The organism is Exiguobacterium sp. AT1b (assembly GCF_000023045.1).
In the GTDB taxonomy this organism is placed as follows: domain Bacteria; phylum Bacillota; class Bacilli; order Exiguobacteriales; family Exiguobacteriaceae; genus Exiguobacterium.
Genome location: NC_012673.1, coordinates 257,087 through 280,798, shown reverse-complemented (window position 1 = coordinate 280,798; position 23,712 = coordinate 257,087). Strand labels below are relative to the sequence as shown.

Annotated in this window: 23 protein-coding genes and 2 riboswitches; of the genes, 15 read left to right on the top strand and 8 right to left on the bottom strand. The window is 47.7% G+C overall.

Annotated features, from left to right (window positions below):
• Positions 1-242 precede the first annotated feature (242 nt).
• Complete coding sequence (locus EAT1B_RS01540) at positions 243-1,214, bottom strand: D-alanyl-D-alanine carboxypeptidase family protein (RefSeq protein WP_047795291.1); 972 nt, start codon at positions 1,212-1,214, stop codon at positions 243-245.
• 199 nt (positions 1,215-1,413) lie between these two features.
• On the opposite strand from EAT1B_RS01540, the gene EAT1B_RS01535 reads away from it, so the two are divergent.
• The 5 genes from EAT1B_RS01535 (at position 1,414) to EAT1B_RS01515 (ending at position 6,833) form a co-directional block, all read left to right on the top strand.
• A complete protein-coding gene (locus EAT1B_RS01535; RefSeq protein ID WP_012726362.1) occupies positions 1,414-2,946 on the top strand; it encodes an FAD-dependent oxidoreductase in 1,533 nt (510 codons plus the stop codon).
• 74 nt (positions 2,947-3,020) lie between these two features.
• A complete protein-coding gene (locus tag EAT1B_RS01530) occupies positions 3,021-4,493 on the top strand; it encodes a carboxypeptidase M32 (RefSeq protein ID WP_012726361.1) in 1,473 nt (490 codons plus the stop codon).
• Positions 4,490-5,197 (top strand): glycerophosphodiester phosphodiesterase, encoded by a 708-nt coding sequence (locus EAT1B_RS01525; protein ID WP_012726360.1) that lies wholly within the window; start codon positions 4,490-4,492, stop codon positions 5,195-5,197. Before EAT1B_RS01530 ends, EAT1B_RS01525 begins: the two co-directional genes overlap by 4 nt.
• Positions 5,198-5,446: 249 nt before the next feature.
• Positions 5,447-6,244 (top strand): DUF4397 domain-containing protein, encoded by a 798-nt coding sequence (locus EAT1B_RS01520; protein WP_012726359.1) that lies wholly within the window; start codon positions 5,447-5,449, stop codon positions 6,242-6,244.
• The gene (locus EAT1B_RS01515; RefSeq protein ID WP_235189289.1) at positions 6,189-6,833 is read left to right on the top strand and encodes a class F sortase; all 645 of its coding nucleotides are present in this window, start codon (positions 6,189-6,191) and stop codon (positions 6,831-6,833) included. The genes EAT1B_RS01520 and EAT1B_RS01515 overlap by 56 nt, the downstream gene beginning before the upstream one ends.
• A gap of 84 nt (positions 6,834-6,917) precedes the next feature.
• On the opposite strand, the gene EAT1B_RS01510 is transcribed toward EAT1B_RS01515, so the two are convergent.
• Together EAT1B_RS01510 and EAT1B_RS01505 are read right to left on the bottom strand one after the other, a co-directional pair.
• Positions 6,918-7,355, bottom strand: a complete 438-nt coding sequence (locus EAT1B_RS01510) for a MarR family winged helix-turn-helix transcriptional regulator (RefSeq protein ID WP_012726357.1) — start codon at positions 7,353-7,355, stop codon at positions 6,918-6,920.
• Positions 7,356-7,443: 88 nt separating this feature from the next.
• The gene (locus EAT1B_RS01505) at positions 7,444-8,502 is read right to left on the bottom strand and encodes a GTP pyrophosphokinase family protein (RefSeq protein ID WP_012726356.1); all 1,059 of its coding nucleotides are present in this window, start codon (positions 8,500-8,502) and stop codon (positions 7,444-7,446) included.
• Between the two features lie 96 nt (positions 8,503-8,598).
• Between EAT1B_RS01505 and EAT1B_RS01500 the strand changes: the two genes are divergently transcribed.
• Together EAT1B_RS01500 and EAT1B_RS01495 are read left to right on the top strand one after the other, a co-directional pair.
• Positions 8,599-8,823, top strand: a complete 225-nt coding sequence (locus tag EAT1B_RS01500; protein WP_012726355.1) for a hypothetical protein — start codon at positions 8,599-8,601, stop codon at positions 8,821-8,823.
• Positions 8,824-8,901: 78 nt separating this feature from the next.
• A complete protein-coding gene (locus EAT1B_RS01495) occupies positions 8,902-9,222 on the top strand; it encodes a general stress protein (protein WP_012726354.1) in 321 nt (106 codons plus the stop codon).
• Between the two features lie 29 nt (positions 9,223-9,251).
• On the opposite strand, the gene EAT1B_RS01490 is transcribed toward EAT1B_RS01495, so the two are convergent.
• The gene (locus EAT1B_RS01490) at positions 9,252-10,289 is read right to left on the bottom strand and encodes an SDR family oxidoreductase (RefSeq protein ID WP_012726353.1); all 1,038 of its coding nucleotides are present in this window, start codon (positions 10,287-10,289) and stop codon (positions 9,252-9,254) included.
• 189 nt (positions 10,290-10,478) lie between these two features.
• Between EAT1B_RS01490 and EAT1B_RS01485 the strand changes: the two genes are divergently transcribed.
• Complete coding sequence (locus EAT1B_RS01485; RefSeq protein WP_012726352.1) at positions 10,479-11,774, top strand: glutamine synthetase family protein; 1,296 nt, start codon at positions 10,479-10,481, stop codon at positions 11,772-11,774.
• A 41-nt stretch (positions 11,775-11,815) separates the two neighbouring features.
• Here the strand turns inward: EAT1B_RS01485 and EAT1B_RS01480 are convergent, their stop codons facing one another.
• The 3 genes from EAT1B_RS01480 to EAT1B_RS01470 all read right to left on the bottom strand — a co-directional run bounded on the left by EAT1B_RS01480 (position 11,816) and on the right by EAT1B_RS01470 (position 16,067).
• Positions 11,816-13,309 carry a peptide MFS transporter gene (locus tag EAT1B_RS01480; RefSeq protein ID WP_012726351.1) on the bottom strand — a complete coding sequence of 498 codons (1,494 nt, stop codon included), beginning with the start codon at positions 13,307-13,309 and terminating at the stop codon, positions 11,816-11,818.
• A 143-nt stretch (positions 13,310-13,452) separates the two neighbouring features.
• Positions 13,453-14,697, bottom strand: coding sequence for an MFS transporter (locus tag EAT1B_RS01475; protein WP_012726350.1), 1,245 nt, complete (start codon positions 14,695-14,697; stop codon positions 13,453-13,455).
• Positions 14,698-14,966: 269 nt separating this feature from the next.
• The gene (locus tag EAT1B_RS01470) at positions 14,967-16,067 is read right to left on the bottom strand and encodes an AI-2E family transporter (protein WP_012726349.1); all 1,101 of its coding nucleotides are present in this window, start codon (positions 16,065-16,067) and stop codon (positions 14,967-14,969) included.
• A 158-nt stretch (positions 16,068-16,225) separates the two neighbouring features.
• Positions 16,226-16,325: riboswitch (SAM riboswitch) on the top strand.
• A gap of 78 nt (positions 16,326-16,403) precedes the next feature.
• Here EAT1B_RS01470 and EAT1B_RS01465 point away from each other — a divergent pair.
• The 5 genes from EAT1B_RS01465 (at position 16,404) to EAT1B_RS01445 (ending at position 21,313) form a co-directional block, all read left to right on the top strand.
• A complete protein-coding gene (locus EAT1B_RS01465; protein WP_012726348.1) occupies positions 16,404-17,579 on the top strand; it encodes an aminotransferase class I/II-fold pyridoxal phosphate-dependent enzyme in 1,176 nt (391 codons plus the stop codon).
• On the top strand, positions 17,576-18,592 hold the full coding sequence (locus EAT1B_RS01460) for an iron-containing alcohol dehydrogenase (RefSeq protein WP_012726347.1): 1,017 nt from the start codon (positions 17,576-17,578) through the stop codon (positions 18,590-18,592). Before EAT1B_RS01465 ends, EAT1B_RS01460 begins: the two co-directional genes overlap by 4 nt.
• Positions 18,593-18,633: 41 nt before the next feature.
• Positions 18,634-18,738: riboswitch (SAM riboswitch) on the top strand.
• Positions 18,739-18,811: 73 nt separating this feature from the next.
• Positions 18,812-19,633, top strand: coding sequence for a MetQ/NlpA family ABC transporter substrate-binding protein (locus EAT1B_RS01455; RefSeq protein WP_012726346.1), 822 nt, complete (start codon positions 18,812-18,814; stop codon positions 19,631-19,633).
• A gap of 11 nt (positions 19,634-19,644) precedes the next feature.
• Positions 19,645-20,679 carry a methionine ABC transporter ATP-binding protein gene (locus EAT1B_RS01450; protein ID WP_012726345.1) on the top strand — a complete coding sequence of 345 codons (1,035 nt, stop codon included), beginning with the start codon at positions 19,645-19,647 and terminating at the stop codon, positions 20,677-20,679.
• Positions 20,651-21,313, top strand: a complete 663-nt coding sequence (locus EAT1B_RS01445) for a methionine ABC transporter permease (protein ID WP_012726344.1) — start codon at positions 20,651-20,653, stop codon at positions 21,311-21,313. The genes EAT1B_RS01450 and EAT1B_RS01445 overlap by 29 nt, the downstream gene beginning before the upstream one ends.
• Positions 21,314-21,342: 29 nt before the next feature.
• On the opposite strand, the gene EAT1B_RS01440 is transcribed toward EAT1B_RS01445, so the two are convergent.
• The gene (locus EAT1B_RS01440; protein WP_012726343.1) at positions 21,343-21,738 is read right to left on the bottom strand and encodes a Spx/MgsR family RNA polymerase-binding regulatory protein; all 396 of its coding nucleotides are present in this window, start codon (positions 21,736-21,738) and stop codon (positions 21,343-21,345) included.
• A gap of 161 nt (positions 21,739-21,899) precedes the next feature.
• On the opposite strand from EAT1B_RS01440, the gene EAT1B_RS01435 reads away from it, so the two are divergent.
• Both EAT1B_RS01435 and EAT1B_RS01430 read left to right on the top strand, forming a co-directional pair.
• Positions 21,900-22,283, top strand: coding sequence for a DUF302 domain-containing protein (locus EAT1B_RS01435; RefSeq protein ID WP_012726342.1), 384 nt, complete (start codon positions 21,900-21,902; stop codon positions 22,281-22,283).
• 100 nt (positions 22,284-22,383) lie between these two features.
• The gene (locus EAT1B_RS01430; RefSeq protein WP_041917896.1) at positions 22,384-23,682 is read left to right on the top strand and encodes a hypothetical protein; all 1,299 of its coding nucleotides are present in this window, start codon (positions 22,384-22,386) and stop codon (positions 23,680-23,682) included.
• Positions 23,683-23,712 lie beyond the last annotated feature (30 nt).

Genomic DNA, 23,712 nt, shown 5'->3' with positions numbered 1-23,712 from the left:
GCTTTACCTTACAGAACCTTCGAAATGATTGCAAACTGACACTTTTTCATAAAAACGGCTCTAAAGCCTATCGTACCAACGGATGAAGGCTAAAATTTTCAAATAAAAAGTTTAAATATTCTGAATATTTGAAATGCTGAGGACTTTTCTGTGTAACACGAATGTAATATTTATGGGAAAATTTTCAGAAAACATATTTTTTATCAATAGAAAAAGAGCATCTTTAAATGCTCTTCAGTTCCTTATTTGAATGCTTTTTCTTCAACGAGTCGCATCGTCGGGAACGTTTGTCCAGACTTCGCCTGCATCGTAACCAAGATATATGTTTCGCTATTATGTTTCATGATGAATACCATCGTATATCCGGATTCGTCCGTATAACCCGTCTTCGTGGCGGTCACGAACTTCGAGTAATTGACACTTCGTTCATTGACGGATGAACCGAGGTGATACCACCAACGACGCTTGCCGTTACCGTCTTTATCTTTGAATTCGGCTTTAAATTCATAAGTCCCGGCAATTTCAATCAACTCCGGGTATGTACTGAATGCGAAGGCGATTTTAGCCATGTCGTTCGCCGTTGTATAATGATTCGGATCCGAGTAGCCATGGGCATTTACGAAGTTCGTTCCAGTCAATCCTAAAACCTTTGCTCGGTCATTCATCAATTGAACGAATGCATTTGTCGACCCGCTCGTGTATTCTGCAAGGCTGTTCGCAGCATCGTTTCCAGATTCGAGTAGCGTGGCGTAAAGCGCTTGCCGGACTGTCAATGTATCTCCGATGGCAAGATGTGCGATGTGGCTGTCCCATGGAATGTCGAGTGTCGACTGTTGGATCGTGATGATCGGCTGGTCGAGCTCATTCGCTGCAGACGCCTTTTCATAGGCGAGAAGTGCTGTCATCAATTTGGTCGTACTGGCTGGAAATACACGGTCATTGGCATTTTTATCGATTAATATCTCTTGGTTGGTCACATTGACGAAGGTCAACGCGCCGACAGGGATTTCTTCATTTGAAAGCAATGTCGCCTCACTCGGCCGCCATGAACCCATATCGATCTCCGGAAAAACCGGGCCTTGCTTCATCGGTTCGACCTTTGGCGTGGAAGCCTCTGCTGGTATCATTGCCTCTTTATCTTGTTTAAATCCGACCAACGTCGGGATCAGTGCGATGATTCCGAGCAACACGACTGCGGCAATCATTCTTCGCATGATGTACGTTCTTCTTCGGTGTCTCCTTCTACGGGTCAACAAAAGTCCCTCCTTTTTTGGTTACTCTATAAACATAATAGAAAACGCTTATTTTTTTCGCTGATAAAATAAAGAACTAGGTCAATGATTGATCGGCGGTGAAAGAATTGTGTTTCGGGTATAAGGGTAAAGATGTCACTTTTTGAGAGGAGAATGCGTCATGCATCGTTATCCGTTCACGAACTCCATTTGGCGTCAACATGATACTGGGACGCCGTACCCATCCCTTTCCGTTTCAGAATCGACCGAAGTCGTCGTCATCGGGGCAGGGATTGCAGGACTCGTCTGCGCCTATGAACTCCAAAAACGAGGGAGGCAAGTGACGCTTTTAGAAGCGTTAGAGATTGGACATGGGACGACGGGACATACGACGGCAAAATGTTCCGTTCAACATGGGACGATTTATCATAAGCTGATTCGTCATTTTGATGAATCCATCGCGCGTTTATATTACGAGTTCAACTCAGAAGCGCTCGTCTATTTGAAAAATCAAATCGAAGAAGGGTTTGACTGCGATTACGCGAATGAACAATCGTTTCTTTATTCTAGGGAACCGAACGAAGAACTTACGAAAGAACTGGATGCGTATCGTCGCTTAAAGATTGACGGGGGAGAAGCGACGGAAGAAGTGAGAAAGGCGCTCCCGTTTTCAATCGAGCAGGCGTTGGTGATTCATGACCAAGCCCAATTCCACCCCGTGAAATATCTACGTGAATTAGCGAATCGGTTTGTTCAACACGGTGGGAAGATTTATGAAAACTCTAGAGCGACGGAAGTGAGTCAAGGACCGCGTCCTGTAGTCACTACTTCTACCGGTAGAAGAGTACAGGGAAATCAAGTCGTGATCGCGACCCATTATCCATTCAATGACCTGCGCGGGTTATATGTGTCGAAATTTTCTGTTGAGCGATCGTATATTGTCGCCTGTGAATCGGGGAGTCGACCACTTAAAGGGATGTACTTAGAAGTAGGAGAGCGCAAACGCTCGTTTCGGTCCTATGAGGAAAACGGAAAGACCTATTTACTAGTTGGCGGTGAAGGGCATACGGCGGGGCAAGTCACTGACACGCGTAGCCGATATGATCGATTAGAGCATGATGCCCAGGCACATTTCGAAACAAATCGGGCATCCTATCGGTGGTCATCTCAAGATCTTATCACCTTAGACGGGCTTCCTTATGTCGGCCAAATGTTCAAGCGAGAACCAGATCTCTTTGTGGCGACTGGCTTTTCAAAATGGGGGATGACGAACGGAATCGCTGCCGGGACCTTGCTCGCGGATCAACTCACAGGTCGTCCGAACCGATTCGTCAATCTGGTCTCACCGCTCCGTCAAACGGTTAAATCTAGTGATATCAGTGCATTTCTTAAAACGAACTTAGATACTGCCACTCAATTTGCGAAAGGGACAGTCGATCGGCTACTTGAACGAAAAAATGTAAAAGACCTACAGCTAGACGAGAGTGGGGTCGTGCAAGTTGATGGCAAGACGAGCGGCGTTTATCGAGATTTGGATAACCAATGCCATGTCGTTAACCTGACCTGTACGCACCTCGGCTGTACAGTGAAATGGAACAATGCCGAGCGGTCATGGGATTGTCCATGCCACGGCTCTCGTTTCGATGCAAAAGGTAACGTATTAGAAGGCCCTGCCACAAAACCACTTTCCTACAGCAAGCGAGAAGATTTGTAAACTGGTGTAGGCAAAGGTTGACATCTATAATAAAGTAGAAAGGGAACAGAATAACACATAGGGGTGAAAGACAGATGGAAGTTACAAAAGAATGGCGTGAACATTTTAAGCAACTGCGTGCCTTCGACGAGGCGATTTCGCTCTTGTATTGGGACATGCGTACACAAATGCCGGAACAGTCGGCACCGCTCCGGGCAGAAACAATCGGTTATTTATCGACTGAGGCATTCAAACGACAGACGAGTGAGTCGTTCGCTTCATTACTAGAACGGATGGCAGATGAAAAGGATTTATCTGACGTCGAGGCGCGGTCACTTGAAATCGCGAAGACGCAATACGAACGGAATGCCAAGATTCCACACAATGAATATCAAGCATATGTAACACTCGTATCGGAAGCCGAGACGGCATGGGAAAAGGCGAAAGAACAGAACGACTGGGACATGTTCGCTCCATACCTTAAACAGATTATCGAATTCCAGCAAAAATTTGCGGAATATTTCGGCTATGAGAAACATCCGTACGATGCATTGCTCTATGATTTCGAACCGGGCATGACAGTCGAGCTTTTAGACGAATTGTTCGCCTCGCTCCGAGACGAACTCGTTCCTCTCATCCAGCAGCTCCCAAAAGAATCGCTCTCTCTGGACTGGTCGATGCCGGCGGATGTCCAAGAAACCATTTGTCATGACTGGATGAATGTCGTCGCATACGATTTATCACGTGGTCGATTGGATGCGACAGTACATCCGTTCGAAATCACCATCAACCGCCGCGACGTCCGCATTACGACGAAGTATGATGAAGCAGATTTCAGAAATGCACTGTTCGGTACGATGCATGAAGCAGGACACGCGACGTATGAGCAACAAATCGACCCGATGCTCGATGAACTCGGACTAGGTGGCGGTGCGTCGATGGGGATTCATGAGTCCCAGTCGCTCTTCTTTGAGAACTTCATCGGACGAAGCGAAGCGTTCTTGCGTCGCGTCTATCCGAAACTACAATCGCTTCATCCGGCATACGCTGCGATCGACTTCGACACTTTCTATCGAGGTGTGAATGAAGCGAAACCATCTCTGATTCGGATCGAGGCTGACGAATTGACATACAGTCTACACATCATCATCCGCTATGAGCTCGAGAAGGCACTCATCCAAGGGACGTTGTCCGTCGATGAGCTTCCTGCGGCATGGAATGAAAAGTATAAAGAGTATCTCGGACTCGATGTCCCGTCGAATGCCAAAGGAGTCCTCCAAGACGTCCATTGGGCAGGCGGCTCGTTTGGATACTTCCCGAGCTATGCCCTCGGATTGATTTATGCGGCCCAATTGACGGAAACGTTGAAATCAGCTCTTCCGGAATTCGAGACGTTGATTGCAGAAGGTGAAATCGAACCGGTAAAAGCGTGGCTAAAGGAGAACGTTCATCAATATGGAAAACGTCTCACCCCGAACGAACTCATTCAACAGGTGACGGGTCAAGCGATTTCGGTTCAACCGCTCGTTCGATATTTGACGAAGAAATATCAAACAGTTGCCAAATGAAACGATTTGCACATCGTGGCGTGATGGCACATCGTCCGGAGAATACGATGTCGGCATTCAGGCTCGCACTCGAAACCGGAGCAGATGGGATTGAAACGGATGTCCATATGACAAAGGACGGCGTGCTCGTACTCATCCATGACGAGACGCTCGAACGGACGACCGACGGAAGAGGGCAAGTTTCACTCTATACCTATGATGAGCTCAAACAGTTCAATGCCGGGGTACGTCATGAGGTCGAAGAACACATCCCGACGCTCGAGGAGCTGTTCGATTTGGTGAAAGAGGAATCGGTCATTTTGAACTTAGAGGTGAAGACGGATGTCCTTCGATATGAAGGAATCGAATCTCGCATCATCGAATCCATTGAATCCGCTGGAATTGATGCGTCCCGCATTCTCTTTTCTTCATTCAATCATGAAACCATTCACCGATTGAAACAGATGAGACCGGATATCGAAGCGGCCATTCTGCTTGCACAGCCGCTATATGACATTTCCGGATATCTTCGATTCGTCGGAGCGGATTCGGTCCACCCACACATCGATCGAATCACAGACGAAGAAGTACGCTCGTTGCAAGGTCGAGGGATTCCGGTCAGACCGTATACGATTAAAACACAACATCAACTTGAGCGTTGTATGGCGCTTCAAGTCGATGCCGTCTTTGTCAATGATATCGAATGGGCAAACGAAACCACTTAGTCGCCGACTAAGTGGTTTTATATTTGGGTGGAAGGGAAGTACATTTTATGTAAAGGTAGCGCTTTCGTCCGTTAGCATATCGGAGCACATTCCGGGCATAGTGTCCCCTTTACGTCATTGTCGGATTGTCTTAAGTTTAAGATGTCACCGAGCTACATAGCAATCAGATGTAGCACACCATGTAGCACTGCATCACATTTGTTGTATGCACGTCGTGGGTTACCAAAGATCAAAAGGAGGAAATTTCACATGAAGAAGTTGATGTCTTTACTGGGTACTCTAGCACTGGCTTTCGCTTTCGTCTTACCGGTTAGCGCGGATGGACATGAAAACGCGATGGTCCGTGTGCTACATGCTTCACCTGATGCACCGGCAGTTGACGTGTACGTGGATGGGGAAGTCGCGGTCGAGGGAGCAGAATTCAAGGATCTCACAGACTACTTGACACTTCCTGCAGGGGATTACAACGTTGAAATCAAGCCGGCAGGTGACGCTGAAACAGTCGTCGTCGCAGCAGACCTTTCAATCGAGGCAGGCAAGTTCTATACAGCCGCTGCAATCGGTCAACTTGAAAACATCGAAATCGCTGCAATGGAAGACGATGCAAACTTTGAAGATGGTAAATCGAAAGTTCGTGTCGCTCACTTCGCACCAGATGCACCAGCGGTCGATGTCGCACCTAAAGGTGGCGACCCACTCTTCTCAAACCTCGAGTTCAAAGCAGTAAGTGATTACGGCACACTCGATGCTGGAACGTATGACCTTGAAGTCCGTCCGGCTGGAGCGACTGACGTCGTCAAAGCACTTGACGGTGTCGCACTCGAAGGTGGCAAAAACTATACAGCATTCGCAATCGGACTCCTTGAAGGAGAACCAGCGTTTGAAGTCCTTCTCGCCGCTGATGGTGGGGAAATGGCAATGGCTCCTGAAACAGGACAAGGTGGTCTTGCTCAAACAGCTTCAATGAACTGGTTGCTCGCGGCAGCAGTAGTTGGAGCGGCAGCAGCTGGATTCTACGTCTTTCGTCGTCAGAAGCAAGACGCTTAAACTGATTTTCTTAGGAACGATCACATTTCTCGTATGGGGCGCTCAAGCGGAAGCTCCTGACAAACCGTTCGTCATGCCAACGGCTGAATTTGCCGAACCGCAGGTCTTGACCTCTAAGCAGGTCGATCGACAAACGTTTCATTCGAACAGTTTCGTCCCTGCCCGGCTGGTCATACCTTCAATCGATGTTGATACATCCATTGAAGCGGTCGGCAAGGATGAGGCTGGAAGAATGGCTACACCTTCTGACGTGAATCATGTCGGTTGGTATCAATATGGAGCCAAAGCAGGCGCAACGGGGAATGTCGTCCTATCAGGTCATCTCGATGATCTGAATGGTCCAGCTATTTTTGCGAATCTGGATCAACTTCCAATCGGAGAACTGGTGACGCTCCAACGGAAAGACCAGGTCGCTACGTATGAAGTGGTTAGTGTCAAACAGTATCGTCTCGACCAAATGCCGCTCGCCTCCATTTTTGCGGCGACTCAGTCGAAACGGATTCAATTGATCACTTGTGCAGGACCGTATGACGAAAACCTTGGGTATCGGGACCGAATCGTGGTCACGGCACACCTGATTGAAACGTAAAGATGAAGAGATGCTGACCGATCGGTCGCATCTCTTTTACTCGTAAAAAAGCCCTTCACCGTTCGGTGAAGGGCTTTGATCGGATTAGGCATCCATACGATCTAATAATTTTGAGAGTAAAATGAGTTCGTCATCTGAAAAATCTGTGAAGACATCCATCAAATATTCAATCTTCATGCTCTCTAGCGTCTCAAACAACTCACGACCTTCATCCGTTGCCTGAAGTTCAACGACACGGCGGTCACGCTCGCTGCGTTCGCGAGAGATCAACCCTTTTTTCGTCAACTCATCGGCAAGTGCGGTGATCATCGAGGCTGAAAATTGAAACTCATTAGACAGAGCAGAGGCGATTTGAGGACTCTGTTGACAAAGAGAACGTAGAATGAAGAATTCATTACGGGTTAAATATTGTGAGAACATCGAACGGAGATTTTTTTTCACTCCGCGATAGTTCATCCGGATTCCACGTTCAGCGTCTGCGACGAGCTGACGACGTGAAGCGGTCTGTACGGGTGTTGTCATCCTCGAAACTACCTCCTAGCGATAATATTATTCATATATACTTCAGAACATAGAAACATTCTACATTAAAAACATGTTGTCTGTAAAGTTATAGGGGCTCGTCTTTTACCCGAATTTGCTGAATGATGTCTTCATAATGTTTCAAGTCTGGATAGAACCGTCTAAAGAAAAATTCAATCTGTGGGTCGTCGCCTTCCGCTAACAATTTAGCGAGAACGGCATAGACGACACCCATCCCTTGTCTCGGCAAGAGGGAAGATGGAAGTAATGTCGCACACTGAACTGCCTGTGTGAAGTAAGTGGAGAGCGTATCGCTCAAATCTTTAAACGTACGGATATCGGCGTAATGGAACATTCGGGTCAGTTCGACGATGGCAGAGAGATCGGTCTCGAGCAACCATTCGCTCTGGAAAATCGCGTTATCTAGCTTCTCAACCGTTTGATCATTTGCGATATAATAATTCAGGTTATCACGTGTGATGGTCACTTTTTCAGGGGAGTCGAGAATCTGTTCGACCGTCTCCTGTTCGAATGTCCGCAATTGTTTTCGAATGTTCACGAACTCGGAGTCGGCAATCTCCAAGAGTCCGGCGACCCGGCTGAAACTACGTTTAATTTCAGGCGGCACGGCATTCGGATTTTTGTAGCCGAGGTCATGTTCAATCTCGGCCCATGCGTGTTGTAAGATGGAGCGGACTTGAATTTCCGCTTCTTTTTCTGCGAAACGGCGATATTCCCCGAGCGCAAGGCGTTTCTCACTCAGTTCCACGACATAATGAACGGAAAGATAACCGAATTCATTGGCATCGAGCAATGTCGACTTGTCGATGGACTGTTCACGGTCGATGGTGAATTCATCTTCCAAGATTTGCGCGACGGCGCGTACGTCGTCATGAAAATACGTCACGATCCGTATCCCGGCCAAGTCTTGTACGTCTCGTAATGAACGATATTGATAAGGTTTACGTGAAAGTTTGGCATATAGACTGTCCGCTTCTTTGGCACGGGCAACGATTGAATGAAACTGGATGCCGGCTTCTGTCAACAATTCACTGAGGAGTGCTTTCAGCTTTGTGGCAAACGCTTCATAATCTTCTTTTTCATTCAAATATTCAAGCATGATTGTATTCAAGTCTTGTTTTGGCACAGAACTCACTCCTTTTCTCTATCCATAGTATAGCATCACACACTAGAAACGATATGATAGCATGTATAAGGAACGAAATAGAAAGAGGTGGGCTGGATGCATACATTCCGTTCAGTTGAGAGAGAAAAAATCGAGATCATCGCTGGATTGTTGCAACAAGCAGGGTATCGCATATCTCGCATTCGAGCAATAGATTGCCAGTTCATGGTGACCGCTCGGTTAGAGGGGCAGACTCAAATGGAAGGGGAACATGATCGCATCAAGGGGATTGTGCAACATTTCGCCATCGAAGAATGGACGATGAACGAAGAATCGAGTTGATTTGATGTTTACCACCTCATTTTTCGGGAATAACAAAAACAGTGAAAACCATGACTGTGAACGTTTAGGAGGATGGGCATGTTAGAGACAAGAGTAGTGAATGATATGACGACGGTGGACCATGAAGTGAATGAGATGGTGTCAGGCGGATGTGTGAATGAGCATATCTATTTGTTCGCCAAAGATGAGGAATTGACCGTTCGATTGGCAGCAGAGTCCGGGGTACAACCATATCGAATTCCGGAAAAAGGAATGTTCGAGTCATTGCTCTCGAAATTCACGAGCAATTCAGAAGATCGCATGGAACAGATGGAGAGTCTTGGACTCACAAAAGAGATGGTGGATTCACTCGAACGTGAAATCAAAGATGGTAAAATCGTGTTAGTTTGTGATAAATAAAAAATGGACCGGAAAAATCGGTCCATTTTTTATTTTGCTTTGTAATAGGCATTCACGATGCGACGTAACGATTTTTGATCGAGATGGAGCGGAGCGAATCCAGCATCCTGTAGCAATTGCTTCGTGTTGTCGTCACGGAACGTGATATCCCGGTTCAAATACGGATTGAACACTTTCACCATATCGTTGAACGACTGTTCGATTGAGCTGAGTGTCGATGTCGGTGTCTCCGTGATTGTTAAATGCGGGAATGCTAACGACTCTTTCATATAGTCGAGCATCGTTTCATTTTTTGGCGGTGCGTCGTTTGTCACGTTATAGATTGTACCTGCCTTCGCATGCTCGATGGCAGCGAGGAGTACATCCGCGACATAATCGACAGGGACAAGGTTTGATGTACCTGTCGCTGAGCCAATCAATCGAATCGACTCGAAGTCATGCCCACGTCGTTCCAATTTCCGTTTGAACAGTTCGAGAGCACGCATATATCCGTACATCGTAAATTTTGAGTCAGCCTCTCCTGTTTTCGAGTCTCCGACGATGATGGCCGGTCGGAAGATTGACACATCAAGCTCATCCCGTGACTCCCAGACCGCCTGCTCGGCGTGTGCCTTGCTTTCTTCATACGGATTCAAAAAAGATTGCGACACGTCGTACAGTGTTTCCCCGCCAACTTCCTTAGCGCCGAGTGTATAGGCCGTACTCACGTGGAAAAAGCGACGGCAGTCAATCAGCTTGGTCAAGCGAAGGGCCTCTTTCGTCCCGGTCAAATTGGTCTCGAACAATTCATCGCGCAATTCTTCATCGAATTTGACGAGTGCTGCCATGTGTAGGAATAAATCAATCTTCCCTCTATGTGTCTCGATGAACGCTTCATTCGCACCGAGTGCGTGTGACGTCAAATCGCCTGGTAACACATCAATCGACTTCTGTTCTTCTGCGGTGAATTGTGTCTGTACCTTCTCCGGTGTTCGAGCCAACATGCAGACGCGATGCCCCCGCTGAATCAATTCTTTGGCGAGTCGCCCTCCTAAAAATCCTGTTCCACCAGTCATAAAAATATACAATCGCGTTCTCCCTCTCTGTGACATTCTTTACCCATCATATCAACTCTTGTCGCATGTAGCCACTTTGCCTCTCGTAAAATTCCATGTTTAGAAAAAATCGAACTCGGTTATGAACTATAGAGAAGCGTACGAACGGTGCGTAACGACAGCTTGCCTGTCAAATCCATTGAAGTGAGGTTTTAACGAATCATGGCAAATCTATTCGGAACAGACAAGGATGACGTAAAAAAGAAGCAACAAGATATTGAGAAAACGGTACAAGAGAAAAACATCACCCAAATCCATCTATATTTCTCAGATGTTCTCGGTGATTTAAAGCTCTTGACGCTTTCGGCAAAACTGTTGCCAGAAGTCTTTGAAGGAAAAACGATGTTTGACGGTTCTTCGATCAACGGGTTCTCTTCCATCAAAAACTCCGACTTATTCTTGAGACCGGATTTAGATCGTCCACGGTATGAGCAAGACGGCGAGGAAAATATTTTGGCATTCTTCTGTGATGTATGTACTCCGGAGGGAGAGCGATATGAATACGACCCACGTAATGTATTGAAGGATGCACTCGAACGTGCAGCACGTGATGGCTACTCGGTATTCGTCGGGGCAGAGCCAGAATTCTTCATCTTTGACGAGAACGGGGAGTTTTATGACGAGGCCGGATATTTCTCGACACGTTCAGAGGATAAAGGATATGAAGTGCGACAGCACATCGCGAATCGTCTCAGCGGTGTCGGGTTCAACATTGAGGCAGTGCACCATGAGGTCGCCCCTGCGCAACATGAGATCGGCATCAAGTATGATGACGCACTCCATACAGCGGATAACATTCAGTTCTTCAAAGAGATTGTCAAGATTGCGGCAAAAGAGAAAGGGGCATCCGTCTCATTCTTACCGAAACCGTTGCGTGATGTGAACGGTTCTGGCATGCACTTGAACATCTCTGTCTGGAAGAATGATGAGTCAGGAAATCCGACGACCAACGCGTTCGACGAAGTCGATTCGGATTACGGATTGTCGAAGACAGCACGTCATTTCATCGAGGGAATCTTGAAGCATGCCCGTGCCACGGCAATCTTCACGAATCCGCTACCTGAATCATACGAGCGTCTCGTTCCTGGATTCGAGGCACCCGTCAACATTTGCTGGAGCCCGTCGAACCGTAGTTCGATGATTCGAATCCCGGCTTCTCGTGGGAGTGCGACCCGTGTCGAGGTTCGGAACCCTGACCCGAGTGCGAACCCATATTTGGCACTTGCTGCGCTCATCTATGCCGGACTTGAAGGAATCGAACAACAACTCGTCCCGTCTTCACCGAATGAGGATGACTTGTTCGAGTATTCAGCGAAGCAAATCGAGAGCCAAGGAATCGCATCACTGCCTGCGACATTCCATGAATCGATCCAATCACTGAAACAAGACAACTTCCATGACTACTTTAACCACAATATGATCGATCGCTACTTGTCACTCATTCAAGTGCGAAAATAAAAATGACGCCAGCCGATTCAATCGGCTGGCGTTTTTGATGATTAATGGATTCCACGCATGTACACTTTGATTTTTGGTGCGAGTGCGAACAGAATCAAACTTAAGACGATGGCGACGCCACCGATAATCCCGAAGTATAGCGTCTCATTCTCAGGTGTGTAGAACTTGACGAGCTGTGCGTTGATCCCTTGTGCAGCAGCGTTTGATAAGAACCAGAGCGACATCGTTTGAGCCGAGAAGGCAGCTGGTGCGAGTTTTGTCGTGGCCGACAAACCGACCGGTGACAAACTGAGTTCTCCTAAAACGACGATGAAATAGCTCAAGACGAGCCAGAGTGGGCTGACGAGGGCATCCGGACCACTGAAGTATGCAGGGAGCAGGATGACCAAGAAACTGATCCCCGCAAACAAGATCCCGAAAGCAAACTTCGTCGGAATGCTCGGTTCGCGGTCACCAAGTCGGACCCATAACCAAGCGAAGACCGGTGCCAGTAAGATGATGAACAGTGGGTTCAGTGATTGGAACCACGCTGGTGACAACGTGAATCCAAAGAACTCTAAGTCAGTCCGTGTATCGGCATAGCTCGCTAAAATCGTTGCGCCTTGCTCTTGGATTGCCCAGAACATGACGGAGGCGATGAAGAGCGGAATGTAGGCGATGATTCGCGAACGCTCGACCTCAGTCGTTTTCGGACTACGATACATGATAATGAAGTAGATGGTCGGAATCGCGATACCGAACACTCCGACGAGTGAGATGAACGTATTGATTGTGAACCATCCAAGTGGAATCAAGATTGCGAGTAAAACAGCGATTCCAATGGTGACGATGCTGACGATTTTTATCGTTTTCTTTTTCTCATCAGGCGTCAACGGATTCGGTACATACGAACCAGCTAAGCCGAGGTTCGTTTTTCGTGTCAATACGAAGACGACGAGTCCAACGAACATCCCGATTGCCGCGAGCGCAAAGCCCCAGTGGAATCCATAGTCTTTTTGTACTTGACCGACGATGAGTGGTGAAATGAACGCACCCAAGTTGATACCCATGTAGAAGATACTGAATCCAGCGTCACGACGGCGATCCGTCTCGCTGTACATGTCTCCGACGATACTTGATACGTTTGGTTTCAATAATCCGGTACCAATGACGATCAACGCCATCGAGATGAACAAGAAGACGACACTACCTGGAATCGAGAGGACGATGTGTCCGAGCATGATGAACACACCACCGTAGAATACCGCGCGAGACGTCCCGAAAATCCGGTCTGCAAGCCATCCCCCAATGACCCCAGACATATAAACGAGCGCGCCATAGACGGACATGATTGAGAGTGCGACGTTTCGGTCTAGACCGAGTCCTCCCTCAGAGACTTCATAGTACATATAGAATACGAGGATGGCCCGCATGCCATAGTACGAGAAACGTTCCCAAAACTCAGTGAAGAATAAAGTGAACAACCCTTTCGGTTGTCCGAAGAATCCTTTTTGTGGAACACTGTCCACGATTGTCTGTTTATCGATCCTTTCCATGAAAGATCCCTCCTTAACCGTTTTATCATAAAAAGGATTATTATGATTGTAAAGTGAATTGAATGATAATTTCAAATTTTAATAAAGATGAAAAGAATGAAAAGACCACACTTCCGAAATCAGAGAGTGTGGTCAATGAGCGGTTAAGCCGTCTTTTGCTTTGCTTCCGTCGCTTGGACATGACGTCCGAGCTGCCAATAGATGATGCCTGATAAACAACTCGCTCCACCGATGAGGATCAAAGCGATGTGTCCGGCACGATTGTCAAAAAAGACACTTGCGATGATTGGTGCCGTGACACCGCCGATCAGCCATTGGATACTCGCTGCACCGTTATAGGCACCACGCATATTCTCCGGTGCGATCAAGGCGATGAATGTCTGCTGAACAGGGGACATGATCATCTCACCTAACGTATAAAACGCATATACGGCGAGTAAGATCCCGACGAGTGGCACGTAAGGGGTATCGAGTGCGAACAAGGCTCTAGGCACAATCGCAAGCAAGATCATACCGATACCGAATACGGTTGCTCCGGCCAGCATGACTTTACCGAACGGCTTGTTCCCGAGTTTTGAAGCAATCGGGAACTGGAAAAAGACAACCATGATTCCATTCAGTGCTAACAGATACGGGAATGGGTTCTGTTGTGCGGTATACGTCGGGAGCGATTCTTTTAAAAAGAGTGGTAGCATGCTCTCGACGACGGAGAATCCCATTGATATGAATATACCCGCAAAGATGAAGACGAGAAACACGCGATCGTTATAAAAGACGCGCAACACTTCCCGGTTGCTTGGAGTCTCATCTTCCGTAAACTCGGGCAACGACTCATGTATGAACGTGCCGAGCGAAATCGCATATAGTCCAAAGACGAATGCCGCCGCAAAGAAGATGAGCTCGCGGTCGATGAACAGCACCGCACTACCAAGAAGTGGACCGAATGCAGCGCCGATGTTATGTCCCATCCGTAAAAGTCCGAATGCTTCGTTCATATGCTCTGGCTCCGTGACATCGGCGACCATCGCGCTTGCGGCAGGGTGGAAGAGCGAGTTCGTCAGTCCGAGCATCGCGTTCAATAAAAGAAGCGGCCAGAACGAGTCGGCGAACGCAAATCCGATGAGGGCAAGTGCGTCCCCGATGATGGCGATCATCATGATTGGTTTTCGACCATACAGGTCTGCTAGCCGTCCTCCGATCATCGAACCAAGGAGCGCCATGATCGGGCCAGTAGCCATGATGATTCCGACTTGAAGGTAGCTGTCTAACTGGTCACTATAATAGAGAACAAGGAATGGGGCAATCATGAACATCATGATTCCCGTAATCGTCTCCCCTAAGAAACGAATCCAAATGTTGCGGTCGAGCCGCTTGAGTGATTGAAACATACAGGTCACCTGCTTTATTTAATTTTTAGACACAAAAGGGACGTCATATGCATGAAGGCATACGACGTCCCACGTTGTTTATGCATGCCTCGATAGGCAGGCGACTTAGATATGAATCAATCGAAGAGGTGCCTGCCAATCAGTATGAACTTGAGTGAATGGTTTCGAAGATACTACTGACATGGGAACCTCTCCTTTCTGTTAATTGTGTTCTTCTCTTCAACTGTATGACACATTTCCTCAATGTGTCAACAAATTTATGAGGTGAATCAAAGTAATTCATTTAGATTTTTTCGGTTCAGTCGATAATCGATGAGGCGAGACAAGACGACTTGAATCATGGCCGTGATCGGCACGCTCACGAACATCCCGATGAGGCCGAACAGGCTTCCTCCGATGATAATCGATGTGATGACCCAAAATGGTGTGATGCCGACACTATCTCCGAGAATCTTCGGTCCGAGCCACAATCCGTCAAACTGCTGTAACAAGAAGATGAACAAGAGTACCAATACGGCGGTGAACGGATCATAGAAATAGGTGATGATAAACGCTGGGATCATCCCGAGTAGCGGTCCGACATATGGGATGAAGTTTAAGACGCCGACGATGACTCCGAGAAGTAGGGCATATGGGGCCCCGATGATCAAGAGTCCGATGACTGCTAGCACTCCAATAATCAGACAGTCGAGCGACTTCCCAATGATATATCGCTTAAAGATATAATCCATCTCTTGAAAGATATCGATTGTCGTCTTCGCAGTGCCGACGGGTAATAGCGCATAGAGAAGACGCTTGAACATACGAGCGAAGACTTCTTTGTCCTTTAACAAGTAGATGGAGATCACAATCCCAATCAAGAAGTTGATCAATGTCATTGTAAAACTAGAGACATAACTAACGGAAGAGAGGACGGCCGTCTCGACCCATCCAGAGTAACGATCCTCGAAGCGCGCAAAATCAATCGCTTGGGCGATCGTCGCGTTATAGTCTTTCAAGTAATTGTTCACTTCACCTAAAAACACGTCGATTTGACGGATATAAACCGGTAACTCATTGATGAGTGATGACAGACTCGAGTAAATCCGCGGGAACAACGTGACGACCGAAATTGCCAAGATGCCGATGAACGTGATATAGACGATGAGTAGTCCTTGATATCGCTTCAAGTGGAACCGTTCTTCAATATACGAGAGTACGGTGTTGAGTAACAAGGCGATGGCGATCCCCATGATGATAGGGGTCAGTAACTGAAACGTGTATTGTAAGACACGTGAGATGGTATCCGGTTCACTGATGACACGCCATAAGACGAGCAAGATCAGTCCGATTACACTCAGTTTCCAAATAAGTTGACGATTAAGCTCCAATGCTCTATCCCCTCATACAAATATAATTTTTCTACTCTTTTACTATGAATGTTTTTTGAAAAGGATTCAATAGATGTTCTCTTTGAAAAAAATGTTTGACACCGTTGGGAATGTCTGGTTAACTTAGGGACATACAAAAATTACATAACGAATGACACTTTCTATCAAGAGAAGCGGAGGGACTGGCCCGATGAAGCTTCAGCAACAGATTGCAAAATACTGTGCTAATTCCAGCAAGGTGACCTTGAGAGATGGAAAGGTGGTTGACTACATACGTCTGTATCGAGCACCCCTTTCCTCAGAAAGGGGTGTTTTTTCGTATGAGGAGGACCCATCATGGCAGACAGACGTTCCAAGTTATTAAAATCGTTACCGACACAACACTTTGTCGGATTAGCAGAAGAAGTCGCGGCAGTCGAGGCGAGTGGCAAGACCGTCATCCGACTCGGACAAGGCACACCCGACTTACCGACACCAGCTCCAATCTGTGAGGCACTGGAACGAGCATTGACCGACCCGACGACCCATCAATACGGACCATTCCGGGGACAGGCTCGACTAAAAGAAGCTGTGGCCGCATTCTATCAACGTGAATACGGAGTCGACCTCGACCCAGCAAAGGAAGTGGCGATCTTGATTGGTAGCAAATCGGGTCTAATCACGTTGCCTCAATGTCTTCTTGAACCAGGTGAAGGCATCTTGCTCCCGAACCCTGGCTATCCCGATTATATCTCGGGCGCGCGCCTCGCCGGAGCGGACATCATCGATTTGACGTTAAAGGAGGAACACGGCTATCTCCCGGATTACGCCACGCTCGATCCGCTTCATGCTCGACTCATGTATTTGAACTACCCGAGCAATCCGACCGGCGCTGTCGCGACGCCAGCCTTCTTTGAGGAGACGGTTAAATTCGCCACAAACCATGATCTGATGGTCGTACACGATTTCGCCTATGGAAGTATTGGCTTTGATGGGCATGTCCCGCCAAGTTTTCTCCAAGCAGACGGGGCAAAAGAAATCGGGATTGAGGTGTATACGATGTCGAAGGCGTTCAACATGTCGGGATGGCGTGTCGCGTTCGCAGTCGGAAATGCAGATATCATCGAGGCGATCAATACGTACCAAGATCATGTCCACGTCTCTGTGTTCTCTGCCATTCAAGAGGCAGCCATCGTGGCGTTAGAATCCCCGCGTGACATACGTGACGACCTAGCCTCGCTTTACGAAACAAGACGAAACCGATTGATTGATGGGTTACGCCGGGCAGGGTGGGAGATTGAGGCACCAAAAGGTTCTTTCTTCGTATGGGCGAGAGTGCCTGAAGGCGATGCAAAATCATTCTCGACGAAGTTACTACATGAGGCGGGCGTCGCCGTCACACCGGGCTACTTTTTTGGAACGGAGGGGGAGCACCACATCCGCTTTGGTCTCGTGTCGTCTGAACAGAAGATTGATGAAGCGGTAGAACGAATTGAGAGACTGTTTGCAGCCTACGAGGAGATTCATCAATGATTCGACAAGCGGTGCTGGAATATGACCATTCGAACGATGCGCTCGATCAACTTTACTCATTGATTGGGAATCGGGCGGCACTCGTTTTGAAAGGATTTAACGGATACGGTGAAGCGATTCGCGTGTCCCCTCGTCTAGCAGAAATTTCGAGCGTACGATTCAAGGGGGAATGTTCAGACGAAGAAGTCGAACGACTAACAGCTTATCGACCTGACGTATGGATTGCCGTCGGTGGCGGTAAATTGATTGATACGGCGAAGCGGATTGCATTCACTCAGTCGGTCCCGCTCATCGTCGTTCCGACACTTGTGTCGAATTGTGCCACGTTTACCCCGCTCAGCGTGATCTATGGTGAAGATGGTACATATTTACGATACGATACGTTCCCTGTCATCATCGAGCGCGTCATTGCGGATGAACGACTGTTACGTGATTCACCTTACGATTATTTTAAGGCTGGTGTCATCGATACGGTCGCAAAGTGGTTCGAGGCTCGATATATTAGCGGAACAACATCAAGGGACGCAGGGATTCAGTCGGGGCTTTCGCTTGCGGCACAATGCGGAGCGTTGATGGATTTGTCCATTCGTGAAGATGATTTTCGCCATTATGGCACTGACATCCGATATATCGTTGATCATGTCCTCGCCATCGGAGGTGCCGTCGGTGGGTTCGGCGATGCCGGCACTCGTGTCGCCGTCGCCCATGCGGTGCATAATGCGCTCAGTCGTTTTGATTCGACGCATCACTGGTTGCACGGGGATAAAGTAGGCTTTGGGCTGATCGTTCAAGAACGATTGGCTTCATCCGAAGACGCCTCATTCCTCGAGAATTGGCTACACGCCATCGCCGCTCCAACGTCACTCGAACAACTTGGCATTCGCTTTGATCAAGTCGATGAATTGGTCGACTATGTCATCGAAGAAATGTCGATTCAAGGCATACGCAAAATCGAAGATGCTGAACGATTAAAAGAAATTTTAAGAAATCTTCAAAAAATGGTTTACAAATAATTCTTTTATCAGTAATATAATAACAAAATAATAGAACCGATTGCTTATCAAGAGTGGTGGAGGGACTGGCCCGATGAAACCCGGCAACCAGATCAGAAATGATCATGGTGCTAATTCCAACAGACGAGACGTCTGGGAGATGAGCGTGTCCGACTTTCACGTGTCGTGCCCGCCGCTCTTTTTGAGTAGCGGGCTTTTCATTTGGAGGAGGAATCATTCATGAACATTAAACAAAAAACCATTTTGGCAGGTACATCTATCCTTGCGGCCATCGCACTCTCAGCGTGCGGACAATCCGAGGCGAGCGAGACGCTCAGCACGAAAGAGCTGACGATCGGCGTCACTGGTGGACCACACGAACAGATCGCCGAGAAAGTACAGGAGCTCGCAAAAAAGGACGGTCTTGAAATCGACATCAAAGTATTCAACGATTACAACACGCCGAACACGGCTCTCGATGAAGGGAGTCTCGACGTGAACAGCTATCAGACGCTCTCGTTCCTCGAACTGCAAAAAGCGGACAAGGGATATAAGATTGACGACGTCTTCAAGACGGTCGCTTTCCCGATGGGGCTCTATTCAGAGAAATTGACGGATATCAAGGACTTAAAGGAAGGCGATAAAGTGGCCGTCCCTAACGACCCGGCGAATGAGCTCCGTGCGTTACGACTATATGAAACGGCTGGGCTCATCACGTTAAAAGAAGGATTGACGGATAAAGCAACGAAGCGCGACATTGCTGAGAATCCGCTCAACCTCGAATTTATTGAACTTGAAGCATCTCAACTGCCGACGCAACTCCCGGAAGTGGCACTCGCAGCCATCAACACGAACTTCGCGATGGGAGCGGGTCTATCCATTAACGAAGATGCCCTCTTCCATGAAGATACGGTCGACAACCCATATCCGAACTACGTCGTCGTCCGTTCAGCCAATAAAGAAGATGAAGTCGTGAAGACGCTGAAGTCTTACTATCATTCAGAGGAAGTACGTGCCTTCATCGAAGAAGAATTCAATGGTTCGGTCGTGCCGGCGTTTTAAGGAGGGGTCTTATGATTGAACTGAAACAAATCACCAAGGAGTTCAAGGTCAACGGAGACACGATCACGGCACTCGATGATGTCTCCCTCACGATTGAGAGAGGGGAAATCTTCGGAATCATCGGACGAAGTGGTGCCGGGAAGAGTACGCTCATCCGGATGATCAATCTTTTGGAGCGTCCGACATCAGGGGTCGTCGAGATTGAGGGACAAGATATCACGCTCCTCAAAAAGAAAGGGTTGTCGACGTTACGCCAGCGAATCGGTATGATCTTTCAGCACTACAACCTGCTGAAGACTGCGACCGTCGAAGAGAATGTCGCCATCCCGCTTCGTCTCGAAGGTCTCGGGAAGCAGGTCATCCGTGAACGGGTCGACCGCTATCTCCAAATCGTCGGACTGAGCGAACATCGGAACCATTACCCTGAACAATTGTCAGGTGGACAGAAACAACGTGTCGCCATTGCGCGAGCGCTCGCCCACGAGCCTGATATTCTCCTCAGTGATGAGGCGACAAGTGCACTCGACCCTGAGACGACCGAGTCGATTTTAGAGTTACTGCTCGAAATCAATCGCGAGCTCGGATTGACGATTTTCTTGATCACACATGAGATGGAAGTCATCGAACGAATCTGTGACCGGGTCGCCGTCATCGATCGTGGCCAAATCGTTGAACAAGGACACGTACTAGACGTCTTCTCCAATCCGTCACACGAGACGACCCAGAAGTTTCTTAAGACAAATCTCGACGTGCCGGAAGAAGTCGTCTCGGAACTCCAGACTCGGGGAACGCTCGTCCACTTGTCGTTCATCGGCAGTCAGACGGAACAAGCAGTCCTGGCACAATTGACCAAGCGGTTCGGCATCCTACCGAACATCATCGGAGGCGGAATCAAGAAGTTAAAGGCGGGGCTTGTCGGAAACTTGCTCGTCCATCTTGACGGGGATCATGATCAAACGGAACTCGCCGTCCGTTATTTGAAGACGAGCGGCGTACATGTGAGGGAGGTGTCAAACCATGCAACAGTTTTGGACAGACTGGGGTGACTTAATCTGGACAGGAACGGTTCAAACGTTGACGATGACGAGCATCGCGCTTTTGATCTCGACCTTGATCGGATTGCCGCTCGGGACGTTGCTCGTTTTGACGAGACCGAATGGCAGACTCGCAAACCGATTCGTCTATGGTGGATTATCGAGTGTTATCAACGTCATCCGTTCCATCCCGTTCATCATTCTATTGTTCTTCATCTTACCGTTCACACGGTTCATCATGGGGACGACAATCGGCGTGCAGGGCGTATTGCTCCCCTTGATCGTCTTCACCGCACCGTATATCGCTCGACTCATGGAGTCGGCACTACTCGAAGTCGACCGCGGGGTCATCGAGGCGTATGAAGCGATGGGCATCTCGACGAGAAAAATCATCTGGTATGTGTTAATCCGTGAAGCACGTTCTTCTATCGTTCTCGGATTGACGATTGCGACGATCGGGTTGATTGGGGCGACGGCGATGGCGGGACTCGTCGGGGCAGGTGGGCTGGGGGACATCGCCTATCAATACGGACACCTTCGTTTCGAACCGGAAGTCATGTACGTGACCATTTTTGTCCTCATCCTCCTCGTTCAGTCCATCCAATCCTTCGGGAATCGACTGGCGGCAAAATTGAAAAAGGCATAAAAAGAATCGTGTCGCGAAAGCGACACGATTTATGCGTTATGGAGCAGACGTTTCAGTTCAGCGATGCGGTCATGTCTCGGGATGAACGTCCGAATCTCTTTTTCACTGAAACCGACCTGGATGCGATGATGGTCGAAGACGATCGGACTTTTCAGGATTTGAGGATTCGAGGCGACGAAGCTATATAGCTCACGAATCGACATCTCATCTAGTTTCTCTGCCGCTTGTTTATAGACACTCTTTTGGACCGACAACAAGTCCGTCGTCCCATTTTCCGTCAAGCTCAACATCTCTTTGAATTCTCCGAAGGATAAACCTTGGTCTGTCAATTTCTTTTCGATGAAGGGAATCTTTTGTTCCCGTAACCAATCAATCGTTTTTCTGGAAGAACTGCAGCTCGTATGCGTGAATACCGTGACCGTCACGACAACCACTTCTCCTTTACATCAGTTTGGTTCTAACTATTATCTCCTTTTATACGTTCGAGTTCGTGATTATGTTTCAAATCACATACAGTTTCTTTTTGATTGAGCATGACTTCGTTCGGGTACAGATTTCATGAGTAACCACATAAGGAGGAATGAAGATGTTTGACTATACCGTACAATCTGACCGTACCGTAGATGACGTTGTCGTTCGTCTCGGAGAAGCATTGAAAGAAGAATCATTTGGGGTGCTCTGGGACTTTGATTTGAGTGAGACGCTCGAGAAAAAAGGGCAGGGGATTGATGGGAAGTATCGTATCTTAGAAGTATGCAATCCGAAGGCGGCAAAAGAAGTGCTGTCGCAACAGTTAGAAGGAGGCTACTTCCTTCCATGCAAAATCGCGGTGTTCGAAAAAGACGACCATACCCAAATTGGTATGCCAAGACCGACTGAATTAATTCGCCTCATCGATGACGAATCGTTACAAGCCGTCGCTTTAGATGTCGAGTCCCGATTGCAACGTGCCATCGACCAAAGTAAATGATTGTTCTACCATCCGCTCATGAAACGTGAGCGGATTTTTTTCCGTATAGGATAGTTAGATAATGGTAAAATTGGATGAGGAGATTATAGGAGGGGATATTTTGTACAAAAGAGGAATCATGATGTTACTTAGTGCTTCATTTTTAAGCGCATGTGGGGCATCTAATATAGAAGTCATTCAACTAGATTACATAGAGGATCAATGGAACGTGGAAAGCTATTCAAAAGAAGGAGAGATGATTAAAGTTCATGAGTCAAAAGAAGTATTGGCTGCATGCGATGGGGAGCGTGCAACCGAATTAAAGGGTGACATCACGGTATATCAAACGGCGATTGCAGGGAGAACCGAGCCTGCTTCAGCCATGACCCCATATACGATGAAAGTCGTGACGTACTTAGAAGGTGACGAACGGTATGTCGTATGTCGTGAAAGCTACACCAATCAACTGATGGCGGAAGCGATTGACTCGTTTCCAGACTTTGTGAATACAAGTGACGGAATTCGACTTCCACGACTCCCTCGTATTCATCAGACATTTTCTGCGTTACAAGACAAGTTGGTGGAAGCAGAAGGGTTGGAGATCGACGGGAATTCCATCACCCCGTTCCCGCATACGTTACTGGAAATCGAACCGGCGCTCTACGGCGAACTTGAAATGAAACTCGGTGGCAAGGTGATCCGTTATCCGATTGCGCAGTTCGAGCCGCGAGGATTTGAGATGCCGAATCAACAGATTGCCATCGGATATGATAAAAAGACGTTTCGTCCATATATTCTTTACTCGTTTGACGGTCAATTTTTTATACCTCAACCGATCGAGTTTGATGAGTTAGAGGACCCGGAGTCAAAAGAGAATACGGTCTTTTCCGAGTTAGAGATCAAGACTGTCGCGACAGCTCGTGAACTGAACGAAGAAGAGGAAACTCCGTTCTATACTTTCTCGTATCTGAAAAACGGGAAACGTGTGACCGAAACGATGACGATTCGATTCGCTCCTGGCTTGTTTTTAAAAGAAGGAGAAGAACCGGATCCGATGTTTGAGGATTGGTTGCCTGTTGAAGAAGCCGGGCCAAGGGTCATCGTCCATCGCAAACCATACGATGGAGGGGCGATGGAATTCGCAGAATATAGTGATGCCACGAAAGAGGAAGCGAAAGAATTGTTCGACATCGTCAATGAGGCAGACCCCGTCGATCGCCGCGGAGAAGATTCAGAATATCGATATTTGACTTTAACAGACGGTTGGAAGGGTCAAGTATTCGAAATCAGCTATCAAAAGCGTTCGAAAAAAATCGATATCTATTTAACGGACCCGCTCCGCGATCAAACGTTTAAATTATCGAGCGCAGGAGCGGAATCGTTCTTAGACATATTTCCGCGCCTAAAGGAAACATTATGAAGCGAATCCTTTTACTAATTTGTTGTGTAG

Bases quoted from the DNA above. Each gene is read 5' to 3' on its own strand.
- EAT1B_RS01540 (WP_047795291.1), bottom strand. From the start codon at position 1,214: ATGCGAAGAATGATTGCCGCAGTCGTGTTGCTCGGAATCATCGCACTG.
- EAT1B_RS01535 (WP_012726362.1), top strand. From the start codon at position 1,414: ATGCATCGTTATCCGTTCACGAACTCCATTTGGCGTCAACATGATACT.
- EAT1B_RS01530 (WP_012726361.1), top strand. From the start codon at position 3,021: ATGGAAGTTACAAAAGAATGGCGTGAACATTTTAAGCAACTGCGTGCC.
- EAT1B_RS01525 (WP_012726360.1), top strand. From the start codon at position 4,490: ATGAAACGATTTGCACATCGTGGCGTGATGGCACATCGTCCGGAGAAT.
- EAT1B_RS01520 (WP_012726359.1), top strand. From the start codon at position 5,447: ATGAAGAAGTTGATGTCTTTACTGGGTACTCTAGCACTGGCTTTCGCT.
- EAT1B_RS01510 (WP_012726357.1), bottom strand. From the start codon at position 7,355: ATGACAACACCCGTACAGACCGCTTCACGTCGTCAGCTCGTCGCAGAC.
- EAT1B_RS01500 (WP_012726355.1), top strand. From the start codon at position 8,599: ATGCATACATTCCGTTCAGTTGAGAGAGAAAAAATCGAGATCATCGCT.
- EAT1B_RS01495 (WP_012726354.1), top strand. From the start codon at position 8,902: ATGTTAGAGACAAGAGTAGTGAATGATATGACGACGGTGGACCATGAA.
- EAT1B_RS01485 (WP_012726352.1), top strand. From the start codon at position 10,479: ATGGCAAATCTATTCGGAACAGACAAGGATGACGTAAAAAAGAAGCAA.
- EAT1B_RS01480 (WP_012726351.1), bottom strand. From the start codon at position 13,309: ATGGAAAGGATCGATAAACAGACAATCGTGGACAGTGTTCCACAAAAA.
- EAT1B_RS01475 (WP_012726350.1), bottom strand. From the start codon at position 14,697: ATGTTTCAATCACTCAAGCGGCTCGACCGCAACATTTGGATTCGTTTC.
- EAT1B_RS01465 (WP_012726348.1), top strand. From the start codon at position 16,404: ATGGCAGACAGACGTTCCAAGTTATTAAAATCGTTACCGACACAACAC.
- EAT1B_RS01460 (WP_012726347.1), top strand. From the start codon at position 17,576: ATGATTCGACAAGCGGTGCTGGAATATGACCATTCGAACGATGCGCTC.
- EAT1B_RS01455 (WP_012726346.1), top strand. From the start codon at position 18,812: ATGAACATTAAACAAAAAACCATTTTGGCAGGTACATCTATCCTTGCG.
- EAT1B_RS01450 (WP_012726345.1), top strand. From the start codon at position 19,645: ATGATTGAACTGAAACAAATCACCAAGGAGTTCAAGGTCAACGGAGAC.
- EAT1B_RS01445 (WP_012726344.1), top strand. From the start codon at position 20,651: ATGCAACAGTTTTGGACAGACTGGGGTGACTTAATCTGGACAGGAACG.
- EAT1B_RS01435 (WP_012726342.1), top strand. From the start codon at position 21,900: ATGTTTGACTATACCGTACAATCTGACCGTACCGTAGATGACGTTGTC.